The following is a 17184-nucleotide window of genomic DNA, read 5'->3' as shown; positions in this document are numbered from 1 at the left end:
TTTTATGCTTACCAACCTAATAAAATTCCTGGATCTCAGTGTCAAGCACTGGGATGACAACGGAGGGACTACTCGAATAACACCTTTATGGTGGCTTAAGTCACAAGTTCGTGCAGTAATGGTGCTCCTTAAAGAAGCACCATTTGCTAATGTTTTTCTGAAATTTTAGTGCCTAGCGGCAGCTATTTGATGTTGCATCCCATGTTTGACCACTAGGGCAAGTTGGGGTTGTACTACTAGTTGTACATGCATCTTTTCCTGTTATTGCTTTCACAACTGCAGGAGCGCCAAAAAACACAGCAGTGAACGCACCGAGTGCAAAAAGCGCTGGCCACGGCATTCTGCCAAATATTGCAAGCAATGCTGCACCTATTATCACTATCGTGATCATTGGTCCACCCAAACTGTGAGTATAGCTCACTATTTTACATATCACTGCTGATGTTTCATCAGCATGTACATCAAACGCAAAGGAAAGAATTAAAGCTACAAGTAGAAGAAAGTTTTTCATTATGCCTCCGTATTTAACGCTGGATTATCCTTCACTTTGATTAAATTTAAGTAAACGGTGAGGATTTTTTACTTAAAAGTATGCTTTATTTCATTTAGAATACTTTTCTTAGTTTATTTATATTACAAGTGCTACAGAAATTTTATAGTATCGTTTATTGCCTTTATCGTGCTTTAATTGACACAATTTATAATGATGGAGTGGAGCATGCAGGGTATCTATCATTTTTAATCCTGTTATCAATATTTCCTTTTCTTATTGTTTTAATAGCCATGGCATCAACGTTCGTAAATTTCTTAGATCAATACAATGTCGGCTGGGCATTTATTATTGATAACATGCCACAGGATATTTTATCATCTTTGATGCCACGTATTAGGGAGATAATATCAGGCCCTCCGCAAAGCTTATTAACCTTGGCAATTGTAGGCGCTGTTTGGACTGCCTCATCGACAATTGAAGGATTTAGAACGATATTGAATAAGGCCTATAAAGTTCCGGTTTCATCGCCTTATATATGGAGAAGGGTGCTCAGTATATTACAATTTTTAGTAATTACGCTTGTTACAACTCTGACTATAGTATTTTTTACATTAGTGCCAATGTTAATTGATTTTTCTTACCAAGGGCTAAGTTATACTAGATATTTACTTATTGAGTTTCTGCTTTTTACTATAGTATCTTGGCTATATTTCACATTGCCAAACATAAAACAAAACTTATCAGACGTATTTCCCGGATCTTGTGTGGCTGTTATTCTTTGGACGATCTCTGCTTCAGCTTTCAAGCAATACTTAAAAGCTTCTTTTGACCAACTGAATTTGATATATGGAAGCTTAGGTGGTGTGGTAGTATCGTTACTATTTTTTTATGTGCTAAGTTTGATTTTTATATATGGAGCAAAATTTAATTTTCAGCTAAAATATTTCAATGGATCTTGCTAAGGAGAAAGAAATGGGTGACTTAGAAGGTAAAATAGCTTTAATTACCGGAGCTTCAGGTGGAATAGGCTCTTCTGTTGCAAAAAGATTTGTAAAAGAAGGTGCATGTGTAATTCTGATTTCCAGATCTCTTGATAATCTCAAGCCATTGTATAACGAAATTGAAGAGCTTAAAGAAGGCTCTGTGAAACTAATTCAACTTGATCTTTTGGACTTTGAAAACGTAGAAAAACTGGCAAATATGATAGAAAGCCCAAAATTATCAGAATCTGGAACGCTTGATATACTGATTACATGCACTGAAATTTTAGGTAAGTTGAGCTCTGTTCATGATTGTGAGCTTGAAGATCTACAGAACGTAATGAACACAAATTTTACTGCCAGTTGGTACTTGCTAAAAAATTTGGGTCCAATACTAAAAAAGTCTAATGCTGGAAGAGCGATATTCATGACCTCAGAGATAACACTTTCTCCTTCCTCTTATCCATATTGGGTACCATATGCTGCAAGTAAGGCTGCGCTAGAAGCAATGGTGAAGATGTATGCATCTGAGACAAAGCATACGAACTTATGCATAAATGCCGTGTATTCGGAAGGGCCTATCGATAGTGAAATGTATAAGCAAGCATTTTTGGGAAAAGATATATCTGAATTAGTATCGCCTGAGAAGTTAACAAATAAATTCGTAGAGTTGGCTTCTGATGACTGCAGTATATCAGGACAAATCTTGCCATTAAGTAAATCTCCCGAATAAATTACCATAGTATCTGCAAAGATACCGTTAAGCCTAAAGGTAGTTAGGTTTAATAAAAATTCACATACACAGGAAAGATTGGTAACATTATTTGAGACGAGACTATTATTGTAATTATGCCAAAACGCACAGATATAGAATCTATATTAGTAATAGGAGCAGGCCCAATAGTTATAGGTCAGGCATGCGAGTTTGATTATTCCGGAACGCAAAGCTGTAAAGTATTAAAAAGTGAAGGTTATAAAGTCATTTTGGTTAACTCCAATCCTGCAACTATAATGACAGATCCTGAATTCTCTGATGCAACTTATATTGAGCCGGTACTGCCTGAAATCATAGAGAAAATTATAATCAAGGAGATGCCAGATGCAATATTGCCAACAATGGGCGGGCAAACAGCACTCAATTGCGCAATAAAACTTGCAGATGATGGAGTGTTAGACAAATACAACGTAGAATTAATAGGGGTAAATAGAGAAGCAATAAAAAAAGCAGAGGATAGAGAGTTATTCCGTAAGTCCATGGATAGAATAGGACTGAAATACCCCAAAAGTATCATTATAAAAAATCAAGAACAAATAAAAGAGGCTTTGGACTACATTGGATTACCAGCAATCATCCGCTCATCATTCACCCTTGGTGGTGCAGGTAGCGGCATAGCATACAATAAAGAGGAGTTTTTCAATATTGCAGAAAGTGCTCTAAAAATTTCACCAATAAATGAAGTTCAGATAGATGAATCAATTATGGGCTGGAAGGAATATGAAATGGAAGTTATCCGTGACTGCAAGGATAACTGTATAATAGTGTGTTCAATAGAAAATATTGATCCAATGGGAGTGCACACCGGAGATAGTATCACAGTTGCTCCTGCTTTGACTCTGCGTGATGCTGAATATCAACAAATGAGAAATGCATCTATAGCAGTGCTGAGAGAAATTGATGTTAGTGCCGGTGGTGCAAATGTTCAGTTTGCAGTGAATCCTAAAGAAGATGGAAGCCTCGTTGTAATTGAAATGAATCCAAGAGTTTCTCGCTCTTCTGCACTTGCTTCGAAAGCAACAGGCTATCCTATTGCAAAAGTTGTAACTAAACTTGCTATTGGCTATTCGCTCGATGAAATACGTAACGACTGCGCTCCAATAATACCAGCAGCATTCGAACCAGTGATTGATTATATCGTTACTAAAATTCCTCGTTTTGAATTTGAGAAGTTTAAGGGGACGAATTGTGAATTATCAACCTCCATGAAATCAGTGGGAGAAGTAATGTCGATCGGCCGCACTTTTAATGAGTCACTGCAGAAAGCTTTTCGTTCACTTGAAACTGATCTTACAGGACTTGATGAAGTATTTCCTGGGAACATTGATATTGATCACGTAAAATCTCAATTAGCAAAATTGCTGCCAAACAGATTACTGATTGCTGCTGACGCAATGCGTCATGGAATAAGCATAGAAGAAATAAATTCGATTACAGGATATGATTTGTGGTTTTTGCAGAATATACAGCTAATTATATTAGCTGAACAAAAAATCAAGGAAAACGGCCTGCCTGAGACTGCATATGAAATGTTAGAGCTGAAAAAAATGGGGTTTTCAGATGCAAGATTGGCAAAATTAAGCAATAAGAAAGTAGAGCAAATTGAAGAAATAAGAAAAAAATTTGGCATTAAACAAGTTTATAAGCGTGTAGACACCCGTGCAGCTGAATTTGAATCGAGCACTGCTTATATGTATGGCTGTTATGAGGGTGATGTTGAAAATAAAACGGAATGTGAGGCGAATATTTCGGATCGAAAAAAAGTTGTCATTTTAGGAAGTGGTCCAAACCGCATTGGTCAGGGTATTGAGTTCGATTATGCTTGCGTACATGCAGCTTCTGCCGCCAAAGAAATGGGGTATGAAACAATAATGATTAACTGTAATCCAGAAACCGTTTCAACTGATTATGATACCGCTGATCGTTTATATTTCGCCCCACTGATTGCAGAGGATGTGCTTGAAATACTAAGCAAAGAGCAAGAAAATGGCACACTGGTTGGTGTAATAGTTCAAATAGGTGGTCAAACACCTTTAAAGTTAGCCAAAGTGCTTAACGAGAGAGGTTTCAAAATTCTGGGAACTTCGTTTGATTCTATTGACCTTGCAGAAGATCGCATGAGATTTAAAAACCTTGCTTTGCAACTTAATTTAAAACAACCTGAAAGTTCTATCTGCCATTCAGTAAAAGAAGCGTTAACCAACGCAGAAAAGGTGGGGTTTCCACTAGTAGTCAGGCCATCATATGTCCTCGGCGGTCAGTCTATGTCGATTAGACATGATACTCAGAGCTTTAAAGAGTATGTCTTGAATCAAACCAAAATTTTTGAACACGGGTCACTGCTTCTTGATAAATTTTTAGTCAATGCAGTTGAGGTTGACGTTGATGCTGTATGTGATGGGAAAAAAGTTTTCATTGCAGCGGTCATGGAGCACATTGAAGAAGCTGGTATCCACTCTGGCGATTCAACATGCTCAATACCGACAAATACATTGAGTGACGAAGTAATAAAAGAGATCGAGCTCCAAACTGAAAGAATAGCTCTTGCACTAGAAGTGAAAGGTCTGATAAACATTCAGTTTGCTGTTCAAGAGAGTGATGTATACATACTTGAAGTGAATTTAAGGGCTAGCCGTACAGTTCCTTTTATTTCCAAGGTAATCAATATTCCTATTGCAAAGCTTGCCACTCAGGTTATTTTGGGTAAAAAATTGAATCAGGAAGACAAGCCTTTCAATCATTTTGCAGTTAAAGCTGCTGTTTTTCCATTCACGCGTTTTTCGGGAATTGACACTTTACTTGGTCCTGAAATGAAATCAACAGGAGAAGTGATGGGAATTGACTTATCTTTCGGAGCTGCACTTGCAAAAGTGCACATGGCTGCAGGATACAAGTTACCAACAGAAGGAACAGCTCTGGTTTCAGTAAAAGATGATGATAAAGAGTATATATTGCCTGTTGTACGAATGTTGAAAGAACTGAGTTTTGAAATATATGCCACCAAAGGCACAGCTTTGTATCTGAACAATAACGGCATTGCTGCAAAAGCTGTAAATAAAGTGAGAGAAGGCAGACCCCACATAGTTGATATGCTCAAAGATGGAAAAATAAATCTAGTAATCAATACTTCAAAAGGTGTGAAATCAGTCTCAGATAGCAAAGATATCAGGAGAACTGCTATTTTGCAAAATATAGCTTATAGCACCACAGCTTCTGGGAGTAAAGCGTTAGCGCTTGCAATTCAATATGTAAAGAATAGCAAATTGGAAGTGAAATCATTACAGCAGATACAAAATGTTTAAATATCAAGACTATAATAAATTATTACTTATTTCAAAATTAGGATCGTGTAAGCTAAGGCGAGAGAAATTTAATTAAAGGATTTTTGTGTCAGTATCAATATATAACTGCCTTGAGCGTTTGTTGAAAGGCTTTGTACTAATTTTCTTGATTCAAACAATATGCTAGACTTTAACTTAAAAATCTTTGTAAGTGATCACGACTGAAAGGTGTTTTCATGCATTTTTTACCTGAGTGCAATAAGTGTAATTCATTGAGTTTCCAAAATTGATAATGAAGAAAAGCATTACTCGTCTAATAAAAGCAATTCAATACTCCTGTGAAGGAATAAAATCAGCTTTTGTATCAGAAGTTGCGTTCAGACAGGAGTTACTGCTTTTTATAATATGTGTTTCAACTTTGTTTGTTTTAGATGTAAGTAATTTAGAACGTGCAGTAATGGTAAGTAGCCTATTTTTGGTGTTAATTGTAGAAATTATTAACACTGCTTTTGAAACAACAATTGAGCGTATTTCCAGTGAACAACATATACTTTCAAAAAAAGTGAAAGATCTAGGTAGTGCAGCAGTTTTTCTCTCATTAATTAACTTCTTGATAACATGGATGGTAATATTGATATGAATGTTGTTAAGATATATTTTCAAATTCACCGATTAAGACTTGCATGTCTTGTGGTAAATCAGAAACAAATTCCATATATTCTTTACTTTTTGGATGATATAAGCCTAGCGTGTGAGCATGTAGTGCCTGTCTATTGAAATTACGGATAAAGTCAGAGTTTTTAGCATGTTTTGCACTTTTACTACTATTTTTTCCGTAAACTTGATCACCAACTACAGAATGTCCTATGTGGCTCATGTGTACTCGAATTTGGTGTGTTCTGCCTGTCTCTAAAGTACATTTAACCAGGCTTGCTTGCCCTATAATTTTCTTCACTGAATAATGAGTGATTGCTAATTTACCTGCTGTTTTTGTGACACACATCATTTCTTTATTACTGCGTTTTGGAGCAATATGGGTTTTTACTGTTCCTTGCAGATTAGGTAATGCTCCCCAAATTACTGCTAAGTATTCCCGTTTTATTTTACGATTTGATAGCAGCTCAGACAAGAAGCTGTGGGATTGTTCATTTTTTGCAATTACCATGAGTCCACTAGTATCTTTATCAAGCCTGTGAACAATTCCTGGTCTTGTATTTGTATATGGAATTTTGCCAAGGTGAGCGATCACTGCATTCAGGAGTGTATCATTGTTTGTTCCAGCACCTGGGTGTACTGTTAATCTACTTTGTTTACTCAGAACTATAATGTCCCCATCTTCGTAGATGATATCAAGCTTTATATTATAGTTAGGTTCAATTGATGTGGATATGTCAGGTTGAACGAGATGTACTATATACTCTTCACCTGGTTTTACTATGTGGTCATTATTAATTATCGGCGTGCCAAATAATGTTACCCGCTCATCTTGTATCAATCTTTGCGCTTTACTGCGCGATATGTTGCACTTTTTAGCTATGTAAGTATCTAGCCTTAATTTTTTTTCGTCACTATTAACATTTAAGGTTATATCTATGGTCACTACCCTGCGCAAGCTACTTTGAATGCTGCATGAACATCTGGATCCACAAAATCAACTTTTGTGTTAGGTTGAGCTTGAAGCCCATCTTGTTTCTGGATATTAAAAGTCATTTGAGAGCCATCTTTCCAGTGGATTATTACCTTATTATCAAAATTTCTTAATGTTACCTCACTGACTTTTTCTCCCTTATCATCTTTTTCTTCCAACTTAATAGATTCTAATAAATAGAAGAAAAACTCACTTGCTTTGCCATTAATTTTTTTTCTCCATTCATCCATTTTTTCTTGTTCAGATAATTCTTTTTCCAATTTTGCATTTTCTTGCTCCAGCTCTTTCATCCTTTTTTTTGATTTTAATAGTCTATTTTTTTCTTTTGCTTTTTTCTCTTCATCCCGTTGTTTGTCAAAAGGAGTAGCAGTAATACTGCCTTCACTGCTATTAGGTTCATTTGATTGAGTCTGTTTATTCTTTAATTCTGCTAGCTCATCTTTTACTTTTTTTAGTTCTTCTTCTAATTCGTTCTTTATCTTTTCCGCTTCTTCTTTTTGTTTTTCCAATGTATCTATGAACTCACGATCATCGCTAATTGTTCTTTCTCCAGACTGAAAAAAGCCAACTAATCTGCTTGGTTCAAATCGCTCAACCTTATCTTCAGCGATTTTAATAGTATTCTCTAAACTAGAAAAAATGCTTTCAATTTTTAGTGAATTTGTTCTTTTTGCCAGCTCTTTAGCTTCGCTTAAAATGACCATCATTTCCTTACGCAACTTATCTAAATCTTTTTTGATGTCCCCTCTAATTCCTTGTAGATGAACAAGTGTTTCTTGAATTTCATCATTTGCAGGTTTTAGAAGTTTGCTATCAAGTAGATCTGTAGCTTCACCTAAGTGCTTATCGAGTGAGTCAACAATTTTATCTGTAAAATCAGTCAAGTGCTTATCAAGTAATTTTATCAATCGAGATATAGAATCATTTTTTTCCTCATCTTTTGTCTTTTTTTCCATTACCGATACAACCCCACCTCTTCTGAATGGAAAGAGAATATCCAAATTGTTAAACTTTTTAACAATATTATGATTATTGTTTATCTCATTGTTTTTTAGCTTGCTGAATGTTATACATATCCCAACAATAGCAATGATACTAGCCAGTGCAACTATGGCCCATTCCAAATCCTGAACATTGGCAAAGCTAAATCTATTTTGTATTAATGCGCCAACTATAATTACAGTGCTAATTATATATGGTATGGTAAGAAAAATGGCCTTATTTTTATTCTCCTGTTTCTGACTATCTAATATCTTTTTCTGACTTTCAGAAATTGGTAAAACTATTGAAAAGTTTGCTTTTTTGTGACCTATAAGACTTAAATTTGGTTTTATCTCTATTTTTAGAGCATTTTCAGCAAGTTCACTTATCTCGTTGTCTTTGCCACCTCTAATTTTATCATCTATTAATTCCTCTATCGGCTTTTTTCCTTCTTTTATCTTCTGCTTATGCATATATCTCATAGCAGAAGAGGCAACAAAAGCTGTTAAAAGAATCACAGAAACCAAAGTATAAATTGGCATGAATGTTGGGTTAAAAATATCTGTAATAAAGCTTAAATTATTACTAGTTATTATTATTGCAGCTACATAAGCCAAAGAAAATTGAAGCCAAGTATTTACAGCTGCTATAGGTAGAGTGTTACTTACGGAATATTTCTTTGTTGCACGCCATAACCTAGGAAAAAAACCAATAGCATCATCTATTTTGGCAAAATTATGATCTACCTTAACCTTGAAAGGATTTGTTGTATCTGAATGCATAAATTTCCTTACACCTTAATTAATTATATATAAATGATACTTTAAAAACAAGTTTTTTTGGCTTATGCCAAGGACGATTAGAACGCACTTTACTAACCTTTATACCACTATCTGTTAGCCAAACAGAGTGTGTGCCATATGCTTCTAAGTCAGCATACTTGATGGTTTTAGTATTGCAAGCTGGGTAGTTGAATTTGCTTAGCTGAATTACTAGATCGACATTGTTACAACTTTCTACAATATCTTCTTTTTTATAAGCTAGCAACACTGACTTATTATTTCCTTTATTATATATACAGTCATAATCATTACATTTTAGCCTTTTGTTTGAATTACTGAATTTAGTATGATTCAAAATTTGATTCTGCCCGTTTTGTTTAGCCCATGTTTTGACAACAAAGTTCCTATTTTTCCTAGTAAGAGAATATAGTAAACTGTCATCTTCTTTTACAGCAAGATTATCAATGCTGACCAGGATGTCAGGGGTTCTATACATAGCGCTAGAGAAAATACCCAACACAATAAAGAAAATTCCAAAAAAACGCCAATTCCTTTCCCACAAGCATAGCCACAATAACCCAAGTGTTATTATAATAATTGATGAGCCAGGAAAAGTGCGAGTGGGAATAACCAAATACTGAAGACTAGCGATTGCATTTGTTATACACAAGATACTGTCAATTGGGCGCTCTATAAATGGCGCTATAATCCATTCAATACCTAAAGGAATCAATAAAACATAAATTATTCCAAGTGGAATAATAATGAGTGTAACTATTGGTATAGCAATCAAATTTGTGATAATGCCACTGATTGAACAATAGTTAAAATTGTATATTGTGTACGGAACAGTTGCTAAACTTGCTATGACTGAGCTGATCATTATCGACACAAAATATTTTATTATTTTTATTTTGAATAACTTATTAGCATTGATCTGATAGCTGGCAATTAGTGCCAAAACAGCAGAAAATGACATTTGAAAACCTGGCTTTAAGATTGCTTCTGGCTCCACTATGAGTATCACCGAAGCAGCAAACGCAATTGCTATTAATCCTCGATATTTCCTTTCTATGATTATTGCAACAAGTACCAAGATCACCATGATGTAGGCACGCTGAGCAGAAATTTGCATACCGGTAATCAACAAATAAAAGGTAGTTGGCAAGATAGCAAAGAATGCAGATATTTTTTTAGTGTTATATTTAAGAGTCAAAGTTTCAGATATTGCAAATAAATTACGGAATACTATAAAAAACAGACCAGCAACAAACGATAAATGTAAACCAGATATAGCGAATAAATGTGCTATACCTGAATCTCGTATCGCATTCATAGTTTTTTGATCTATCCCGTCTTTTTTGCCAATTAATAATGCAGAGATTATGTCCGCGTGTGGCTTTTTGGTATTTTGCTGTAGGTTTTCATAGATATATTGACGGAAAGATTCTATATACTCTTGAAATTTTCTTGCTTCAGCCTTTTTGTACGGGACTATTTTGCTTGTTGCAAAGCCTGTTGCACTTATTTTCTGATAATATGCTATTCTTGCGAAATCATATGCATATTCCGAAGGCGCAATTTTTGGAGGAAAGAGTTTTGCTGATAATTTTACTTGATCCCCTATTTTAATGCCTTCTTCCGCTTTGGTTCTAACTGATATTCTGATGTTATCTAACTTAAACTTCGTGTTTTTTATTTCATAAAGCAAAAATTGCTCATATGAGCCCTTGTTATTAATATCCTTCACTGTAGCAACAATATCTTTCACATACCTTTCCTTATCAAGAATGTGAGTATTAACTGAATCTGTTCTGAATTTGCTGGCTGTAAATCCTATGAGCACTGCAATTAAAGAAATGCATAATATTGCGTATTTCCTGTATAATATTGCAATCAGAATTAGTATAGGTGAAAGCAAGAGAAAAATAGATATAGTGAAAGCACAGCTTGGTTCAAAATTTAATGAGAAATAGGTTAAAATTCCTGCACACTGAAAAACAGGGAACCACAATATCAAGTTATATTTTTCATTGCACAGATTGTTATGTATATAATTTACTATCATGTTAAGAAAGGTTAATAGATATATAAATATATGTAATAGTGTGATTTTATTCTTTTATTTATTATTATTACGCATATAATAATAAATAAGCAACGACGCGGGATGGAGCAGCTCGGTAGCTCGTCAGGCTCATAACCTGAAGGTCGTAGGTTCAAATCCTACTCCCGCAACCATCTTTCAATTGTACAAACATTGCGATTTCTCTTATTATAATAGCAATGGTATTTCTAACTCAAAGCTTGTTTTTGACCTGTAGGCTCAATCGTAACATTCAGTAAAAAACTCAGGGTATTTATTGACAAAATTATAGCGGCTGCATGCCTTTTTTCTTTTTTCTTATTACATCAATAATTTCACTATACACTTTATTGTTGTCTTTATCTGCAATTCCAGTAATAACATTACATCTATTAGATTCTTTTATAGCTATTTCTTGAAATCCTTCTCGAACTTTATTATAAAAATCAACGTCCATCTCTTCATACTTATTTTTATCCTTTGCTCTGCTGAGTCCAACTTGAACATCAATATCTAAAATAAATGTGATATCTGGATATTTAATTTCCACTAATTTGTGTAAGTCTCTTATTAGACTCAAGTCAACACCTAGTCCATACCCTTGATACGCAATAGTTGAATCGATAAATCGATCACAAATAACTGTCTTTCCCTCTTTAAGAGCTGGTAGTATTAATTCTTTCATATGTTCATATCTCATTGAGGTAAATAATAAAAGTTCAGAGATGGGATCAATATTATCCTTAAGTAGTAATCCTCTTATTTTTTCTGCAAAATCAGTACCACCTGGTTCTCTAGTCAATACGACATTATTTTCACCGTGAATTTGCTTGAAATAATTTGCAAGTAACTCAGACTGTGTTGTTTTACCAGAACCATCTATTCCTTCGAAGGTTATGAACATAAATTTTATAATTACAATGCTAAATGCAAACAGTGTACATAGAAACCATTTGACATTTAAGCAATAAGATCATAAATTATATACGGTATACAATTCTCTATGAGCTATGGTTACGCTAGACACTCCTAAGATAGATTTAGACTTTACTGCAAAGAATTTCAATCTCTTGGGAGTGGATAACAAATATTATACATTAAGTGACTGCTATGGGGAAAATGGTCTTATTGTAATGTTTATATGCAATCACTGTCCTTACGTTCAATCAATTATTAGCAATCTAGTAAGCGATGTTAATTTGTTGAAAAAAGATTATCAGGTAAACACCGTTGCAATCATGCCAAATGATGTGAATAAGTACCCAGAAGACTCCTTTGAAAACATGATTAATTTTGCCAAGAAAAATAAGTTTACATTTCCATATTTAATTGACAGTAACCAAGAAGTAGCTAAAGAGTATGGTGCTGTTTGTACCCCTGATCTCTTTGGGTTTAACGCTGATTTAAAACTTCGTTATCGTGGACGTTTTAACAATGCAAAAAAAGAGAAAGTTCAAAATTATGAAATAGGAAGTAGTGATTTATTTCAAGCGATGAAATTTATTGCAAAAACTAGCAATCCTCCAATTGACCAAAAATCAAGTATTGGTTGCTCAATCAAGTGGTCTAATTCTACAGGGTAAATATCATGCACAGTGGCTCTCAGCATTTGTTTGATATTATCATCTTACTTTCCGCTGCTGTGTTTATAGTCATAGCGTTTTGGAAAATGAATATCAGTCCAGTGCTTGGTTACTTTGTTGCAGGTGCGTTGATTGGTTCTCATGGATTTAATCTGATAAATTCAGCTGAAGCAATGGATAACTTCGCAGAATTTGGAGTAGTTTTCCTGTTGTTTATTATAGGTCTTGAATTGACATTTGAACGCCTCATCGCCATGCGTAGGCATGTGTTTGGGTTTGGTTCTCTCCAAGTTATAGTTACTATGATAGCAATATGGTGCATTGCTCTCGCCTTTGGAGTGAGCATAAACATGGCAGCAGTTATTGGTGGTGGGCTTGCACTATCTTCAACAGCAATAGTGTTGCAGGTTCTGCAAGAAAAGGGTTCTCAAGCAAGCCAAGTTGGCAGATTGTCAATAGCAGTGCTACTAATGCAGGACTTTGCAGTGGTACCTCTAATAGTACTAGTGCCCCTGCTTACTGGCAATTCTGAACACAGCTTAATAAGCTCGTTGGCAGGCTCATTAGTGCAAGCAGCTATTGCATTGGTGTTGATATTTGTAACTGGTAGGTTATTACTGAGGCCATTGTTTTCGGTTATTGCCAAAATGGAGAGTAATGAAATCTTTATATCAACAACACTTCTGATAATATTAGGATCAGCATTTATTACTGAACAATTTCATTTATCAATGGCATTAGGCGCATTTGTTGCTGGGTTACTAGTTGCAGAAACAGAACACAGGAATTCGGTAGAACATGCAGTATTGCCATTTAAAGACTTATTTCTTGGTTTATTCTTTATGACTGTTGGCATGTCTATTGATATTGACCTTTTACTCAATAAGTTACCACTCGTTACTTTATTATCAATTATCCTTATCATTTTAAAGACGTCCATTATATATACATTGTGTAGATTTTTTGGATTTAGAAGTGCACCTGCAATACAAGCTGGATTACTGCTTGCACAAGGCGGTGAATTTGCATTTATTTTATTCCGTTTAGCAGATGAATTAGATGTACTATCAAGTGAAATCGCTCAAGTGCTTATGATGGTAACTACAGTAACTATGGCTTTTACTCCTCTTTTATCGGGAATTGGAGACTGGATAGCAAATTCATTTAGCACTGAAAAAATAATACTAGACGATGAAGCAATCGAAACAGACACACAAGATCTTCATAACCACGTAATAGTTGCTGGGTTTGGTAGAGTGGGATATATGGTAACGAAAATGCTTACTGCAGAGCATTTAAGTTATGTTGTTGTAGATATTCAATCAAAAATAGTGAAAGAAGGAAAAAATGACAGTTTCCCTATATATCTTGGAGATGCTACAAGATATGAAATTTTAAAATCAGTAGGAATAGAAAGAGCTCAAGCTCTTGTGGTTTCAATAAAGAACGAAGTCACTATAAAGAAAATAGTTTCTCTAGTTGCAACAAACTTCCCGCATGTAAATATTATAATACGTTTACCAGATTTGAATAATGTGGAGGTTTATAAAGATCTAGGGGCTAGTAAAGTTATTCCCGAAACGTCTGAAATTGGATTGCAGCTAGGTGGAGCAGCATTAAGTTTAAGTGGTATTAGCGAAAGCGGAGTTACATCTTTAAAAGGTAAATTTAGAAAAGGCAACTACAGTATGTTAAAAGACCTTGGTAGTGATAAAGATGAATAATCCTCTATCACTTTAATTAGTGACCAGAAAAACACATTTAATTAAGCAACTATACTCTCTAGAAAGGTGAAATTGACCTTATTGTAACTATGAACAAAATAATAATAAAAAAATTTGGTGGTACTTCGCTAACTGACTTAAATCGAGTTGCAAATCTAATAAAAAACGATATTGAAAAAGGTTATAATGTAATTGCTGTTGTATCTGCTGCTGCAGGATTCACTGACCAAATGGCTTTTCAAGCCAGGCAAATTTCAAATTTAAATTGTAGACAAGAGTTATCAGAGTATGATGTCCTGCTTTCAGCAGGAGAACAAATCTCTTGCGGGTTATTAGCTATCACTCTTCTGTCTGTTGGAGTTAATGCTAAATCATGGCTCGCCTGGCAGTTGCCAATTCTAACGGATAATTTTTATTCTGAGTCTAAAATAAAAAAGATAAAAATTGACCATGTAAAAAGATCTTTTGCTGAGGGTTATACTGCTGCAATCATTGCTGGTTTTCAGGGTATACACGATGATAGAATCACTACTTTTGGTAGAGGGGGATCTGACATCTCAGCAATTGCCTTTGCTGTAGTCTTTGGTATTAGGACTTGTGAAATTTTTACTGATATTGACGGAATATATACAGCAGACCCAAAAATTGTTCCAAGGGCACGCAAGCTTAAATCTATCTCTTACAATGAAATATTGGAGATGTCGTCATCTGGTGCTAAAATATTGCATAATCGTTCAGTACAACTTGCAATGAAGCATAATATTAAGGTGCAAGTGTTATCCACTTTTGAGGAAGTAGAAGGCACTACAGTACTACGCGAAAAAGATGTACTGGAAAGATACTTAATTACTGGAATAACTTATAGCACTCACGAAGCTCTTGTAACTTTTACTAACTTTGCAAATACTCTGGATACTTTAAGAGATATAGCAGGAGCAAACGTTAAAATTGACATGATACATGGGTCAAGCTTTTTGATTTCCAAATTTGATGTTGATTTAATGACAAAGTTATTGAACAAAAATGAAAATTATGTCGTAAACAATAATATAGCTAAAATTTCAATAATTGGTATTGGTGTTATGTCTAACACTGAAGTGATGTACCGCACACTCAAGGTTTTAAGCGAAAAAAAGATAGAAATACTTGCTGTCACAATGTCCGAAATCAAGATCAGTATAGTTGTTCAAAAAAAACACGCTGAGGCTTTAATTAGAGATTTACATACCGAATATGAGCTTGATGTATGACAGCACGCTTGAAATTTATTTACTTGATAATTCAAAAAACTTGAAAGAGCAAAGATAGTTATTGAAATTATCTTGATTTACATCGGTTATCCAAGTTTGACATTGAATGCTTAACACCTCCTCCATTAACACCTTTCTGTAATCTTTATCAAGATGCGACATTATATCGTCAAGCAGAAGAAGAGGTGCTTTATTGTAATGAATACACCTTGCTTTTACACTAGATAAGATGATAGAAAGCAGTAATAGCTTTTGCTCTCCAGTAGAACAAAGATTTATTGGCATGTCCCCTTTTTGGTAAAAAACCCGAAAATTATCATTATGTACAGAAAAGGTTACTCTACCAGTTAATGAGTCTTTTTCTCTGTTTTCCCTTAGACGATTCTGAAAATATTCTGCAGTATCGTTCAAAGTTAGCTGACTGCTAAATTTCAAACTTGCCTTTGGAAAAAACTCACAAGAATGGTTATCAATTGTGCCCTGTAGTATTTTTAAAACAGACAAACGCATACGTAAAATATCAACTGCATTGGTAGCCATGACGTTTTCAAGGCTAGAGAGCCAATTTTCGTCTAAAATATTCTCTCTAAGCAGTTTACTTCGCTCATGTTTAGCTTTCCTGTATTTCATATAGCAATAAGTGTAATTTTCTTCAAACAGTGAGACGATACGGTCTAAAAATTTTAATCTGTCGCTCGGAGAATTAAGAAGAATATAGTCCATTTGTGGAATGAGCCATATTACATTGGATATTCTATACAGAGATGAATAACTTGATTGTGTTTTTCCATCAATTTGTATTAGTTTATTATTAAGATTCTTTCCTATACCAATTGAGTTAAAGTATGTTCCATTAAAAAAGTCATAATGCACTGCCCAATCTTCATTACTGAGTCTATTTTGCATCTCACTAATTTTTACTTTTTTCATGCCATTACTTTTAGCAAGCAACGAGATTGCCTCAAGTATATTAGTTTTACCAACACCATTTTGACCAGTTATTACAACCGATCTATCGTCTAAATCAAGTTCGAAATTTGAATGACTACGGAAATTATGTAATTTCAATTTTTTTATATAGCAATGGGTAGCCATTCTTTAATTTATATTCTGCTTACTTCCTCTAAAACCTCATCAACATGTCCACTCACTTTTACATTTTTCCAAATCTTCACTACTTTACCTTTTTTATCTATTAAAAAAGTAGTACGCTCTATTCCCATATACTTTTTGCCAAACATACTTTTCTCTACCCAAACACCATACTTTTCCAACATTTCAGCATTTTCATCAGAAACTAAAGAAAATGGCAGAGAATATTTTGCTTTGAAGTTAACGTGGCACTTAACACTATCTTTTGACACACCAATTATCACTGTGTCAAGAGAAGAGAAATTTTCTATTTTGTCTCTAAAGCCTTTTGCCTCCATTGTGCAGCCCGGAGTATCGTCTTTAGGATAAAAATAAAGAACTACATTTTTTTTATCTAAAAATTCACTCAGTGATAAAATCTCACCAGAATCTATTGGCAAGCTAAAATCAGGTGCATTATTTCCTATTGTTAATTCCATACTTTGCTCCATTATTAACACTTTTATGGT

The 17184-nt window shown here is 34.5% G+C and carries 14 protein-coding genes and 1 tRNA gene; 8 read left to right on the top strand and 7 right to left on the bottom strand.

Features of this window, described 5'->3' with window-relative positions; translation table 11 throughout:
* Positions 1-172 precede the first annotated feature (172 nt).
* A complete protein-coding gene (locus ABWU64_RS05880) occupies positions 173-511 on the bottom strand; it encodes a TrbC/VirB2 family protein (RefSeq protein WP_015588256.1) in 339 nt (112 codons plus the stop codon).
* Between the two features lie 128 nt (positions 512-639).
* On the opposite strand from ABWU64_RS05880, the gene ABWU64_RS05875 reads away from it, so the two are divergent.
* From ABWU64_RS05875 to ABWU64_RS05860, 4 genes are all read left to right on the top strand, one after another.
* Positions 640-1455 (top strand): YihY/virulence factor BrkB family protein, encoded by an 816-nt coding sequence (locus ABWU64_RS05875; protein WP_015588257.1) that lies wholly within the window; start codon positions 640-642, stop codon positions 1453-1455.
* Positions 1442-2206 (top strand): SDR family NAD(P)-dependent oxidoreductase, encoded by a 765-nt coding sequence (locus ABWU64_RS05870; RefSeq protein WP_341815657.1) that lies wholly within the window; start codon positions 1442-1444, stop codon positions 2204-2206. The genes ABWU64_RS05875 and ABWU64_RS05870 overlap by 14 nt, the downstream gene beginning before the upstream one ends.
* Before the next feature lie 116 nt (positions 2207-2322).
* Positions 2323-5550, top strand: a complete 3228-nt coding sequence (gene carB / locus ABWU64_RS05865) for a carbamoyl-phosphate synthase large subunit (protein WP_353279512.1) — start codon at positions 2323-2325, stop codon at positions 5548-5550.
* A gap of 271 nt (positions 5551-5821) precedes the next feature.
* Complete coding sequence (locus ABWU64_RS05860; protein WP_353274513.1) at positions 5822-6169, top strand: diacylglycerol kinase; 348 nt, start codon at positions 5822-5824, stop codon at positions 6167-6169.
* A gap of 6 nt (positions 6170-6175) precedes the next feature.
* On the opposite strand, the gene ABWU64_RS05855 is transcribed toward ABWU64_RS05860, so the two are convergent.
* Genes ABWU64_RS05855 through ABWU64_RS05845 form a run of 3 tightly spaced genes read right to left on the bottom strand, consistent with a single transcriptional unit; the run spans position 6176 to position 11008 of the window.
* A complete protein-coding gene (locus ABWU64_RS05855) occupies positions 6176-7129 on the bottom strand; it encodes an RluA family pseudouridine synthase (protein ID WP_410541814.1) in 954 nt (317 codons plus the stop codon).
* The gene (locus ABWU64_RS05850) at positions 7129-8940 is read right to left on the bottom strand and encodes a coiled-coil domain-containing protein (protein WP_353279511.1); all 1812 of its coding nucleotides are present in this window, start codon (positions 8938-8940) and stop codon (positions 7129-7131) included. The genes ABWU64_RS05855 and ABWU64_RS05850 overlap by 1 nt, the downstream gene beginning before the upstream one ends.
* Before the next feature lie 19 nt (positions 8941-8959).
* The gene (locus ABWU64_RS05845; protein WP_353279510.1) at positions 8960-11008 is read right to left on the bottom strand and encodes a ComEC/Rec2 family competence protein; all 2049 of its coding nucleotides are present in this window, start codon (positions 11006-11008) and stop codon (positions 8960-8962) included.
* Positions 11009-11104: 96 nt separating this feature from the next.
* Here ABWU64_RS05845 and ABWU64_RS05840 point away from each other — a divergent pair.
* Positions 11105-11181 (top strand) — tRNA-Met (locus ABWU64_RS05840).
* A 131-nt stretch (positions 11182-11312) separates the two neighbouring features.
* Here ABWU64_RS05840 and tmk read toward each other — a convergent pair.
* On the bottom strand, positions 11313-11930 hold the full coding sequence (gene tmk, locus ABWU64_RS05835; RefSeq protein ID WP_015588094.1) for a dTMP kinase: 618 nt from the start codon (positions 11928-11930) through the stop codon (positions 11313-11315).
* A 106-nt stretch (positions 11931-12036) separates the two neighbouring features.
* Here tmk and ABWU64_RS05830 point away from each other — a divergent pair, with 106 nt between their 5' ends.
* From ABWU64_RS05830 to ABWU64_RS05820, 3 genes are all read left to right on the top strand, one after another.
* A complete protein-coding gene (locus ABWU64_RS05830) occupies positions 12037-12609 on the top strand; it encodes a thioredoxin family protein (RefSeq protein ID WP_015588095.1) in 573 nt (190 codons plus the stop codon).
* A 5-nt stretch (positions 12610-12614) separates the two neighbouring features.
* Positions 12615-14333 carry a monovalent cation:proton antiporter-2 (CPA2) family protein gene (locus ABWU64_RS05825; RefSeq protein WP_341815664.1) on the top strand — a complete coding sequence of 573 codons (1719 nt, stop codon included), beginning with the start codon at positions 12615-12617 and terminating at the stop codon, positions 14331-14333.
* Between the two features lie 89 nt (positions 14334-14422).
* On the top strand, positions 14423-15583 hold the full coding sequence (locus ABWU64_RS05820; protein WP_015588097.1) for an aspartate kinase: 1161 nt from the start codon (positions 14423-14425) through the stop codon (positions 15581-15583).
* A 15-nt stretch (positions 15584-15598) separates the two neighbouring features.
* Here ABWU64_RS05820 and recF read toward each other — a convergent pair whose 3' ends face one another.
* Both recF and bcp read right to left on the bottom strand, forming a co-directional pair.
* Positions 15599-16678, bottom strand: coding sequence for a DNA replication/repair protein RecF (gene recF / locus ABWU64_RS05815; protein ID WP_353279509.1), 1080 nt, complete (start codon positions 16676-16678; stop codon positions 15599-15601).
* 8 nt (positions 16679-16686) lie between these two features.
* A complete protein-coding gene (gene bcp / locus ABWU64_RS05810) occupies positions 16687-17154 on the bottom strand; it encodes a thioredoxin-dependent thiol peroxidase (RefSeq protein WP_015588099.1) in 468 nt (155 codons plus the stop codon).
* Positions 17155-17184: the final 30 nt, after the last annotated feature.

This window comes from Wolbachia endosymbiont (group B) of Xanthorhoe designata (assembly GCF_964028585.1).
In the GTDB taxonomy this organism is placed as follows: Bacteria; Pseudomonadota; Alphaproteobacteria; order Rickettsiales; family Anaplasmataceae; genus Wolbachia.
Note: the sequence above shows the minus strand (reverse complement) of the source record. Positions and strands in the feature narration are given on the sequence as shown.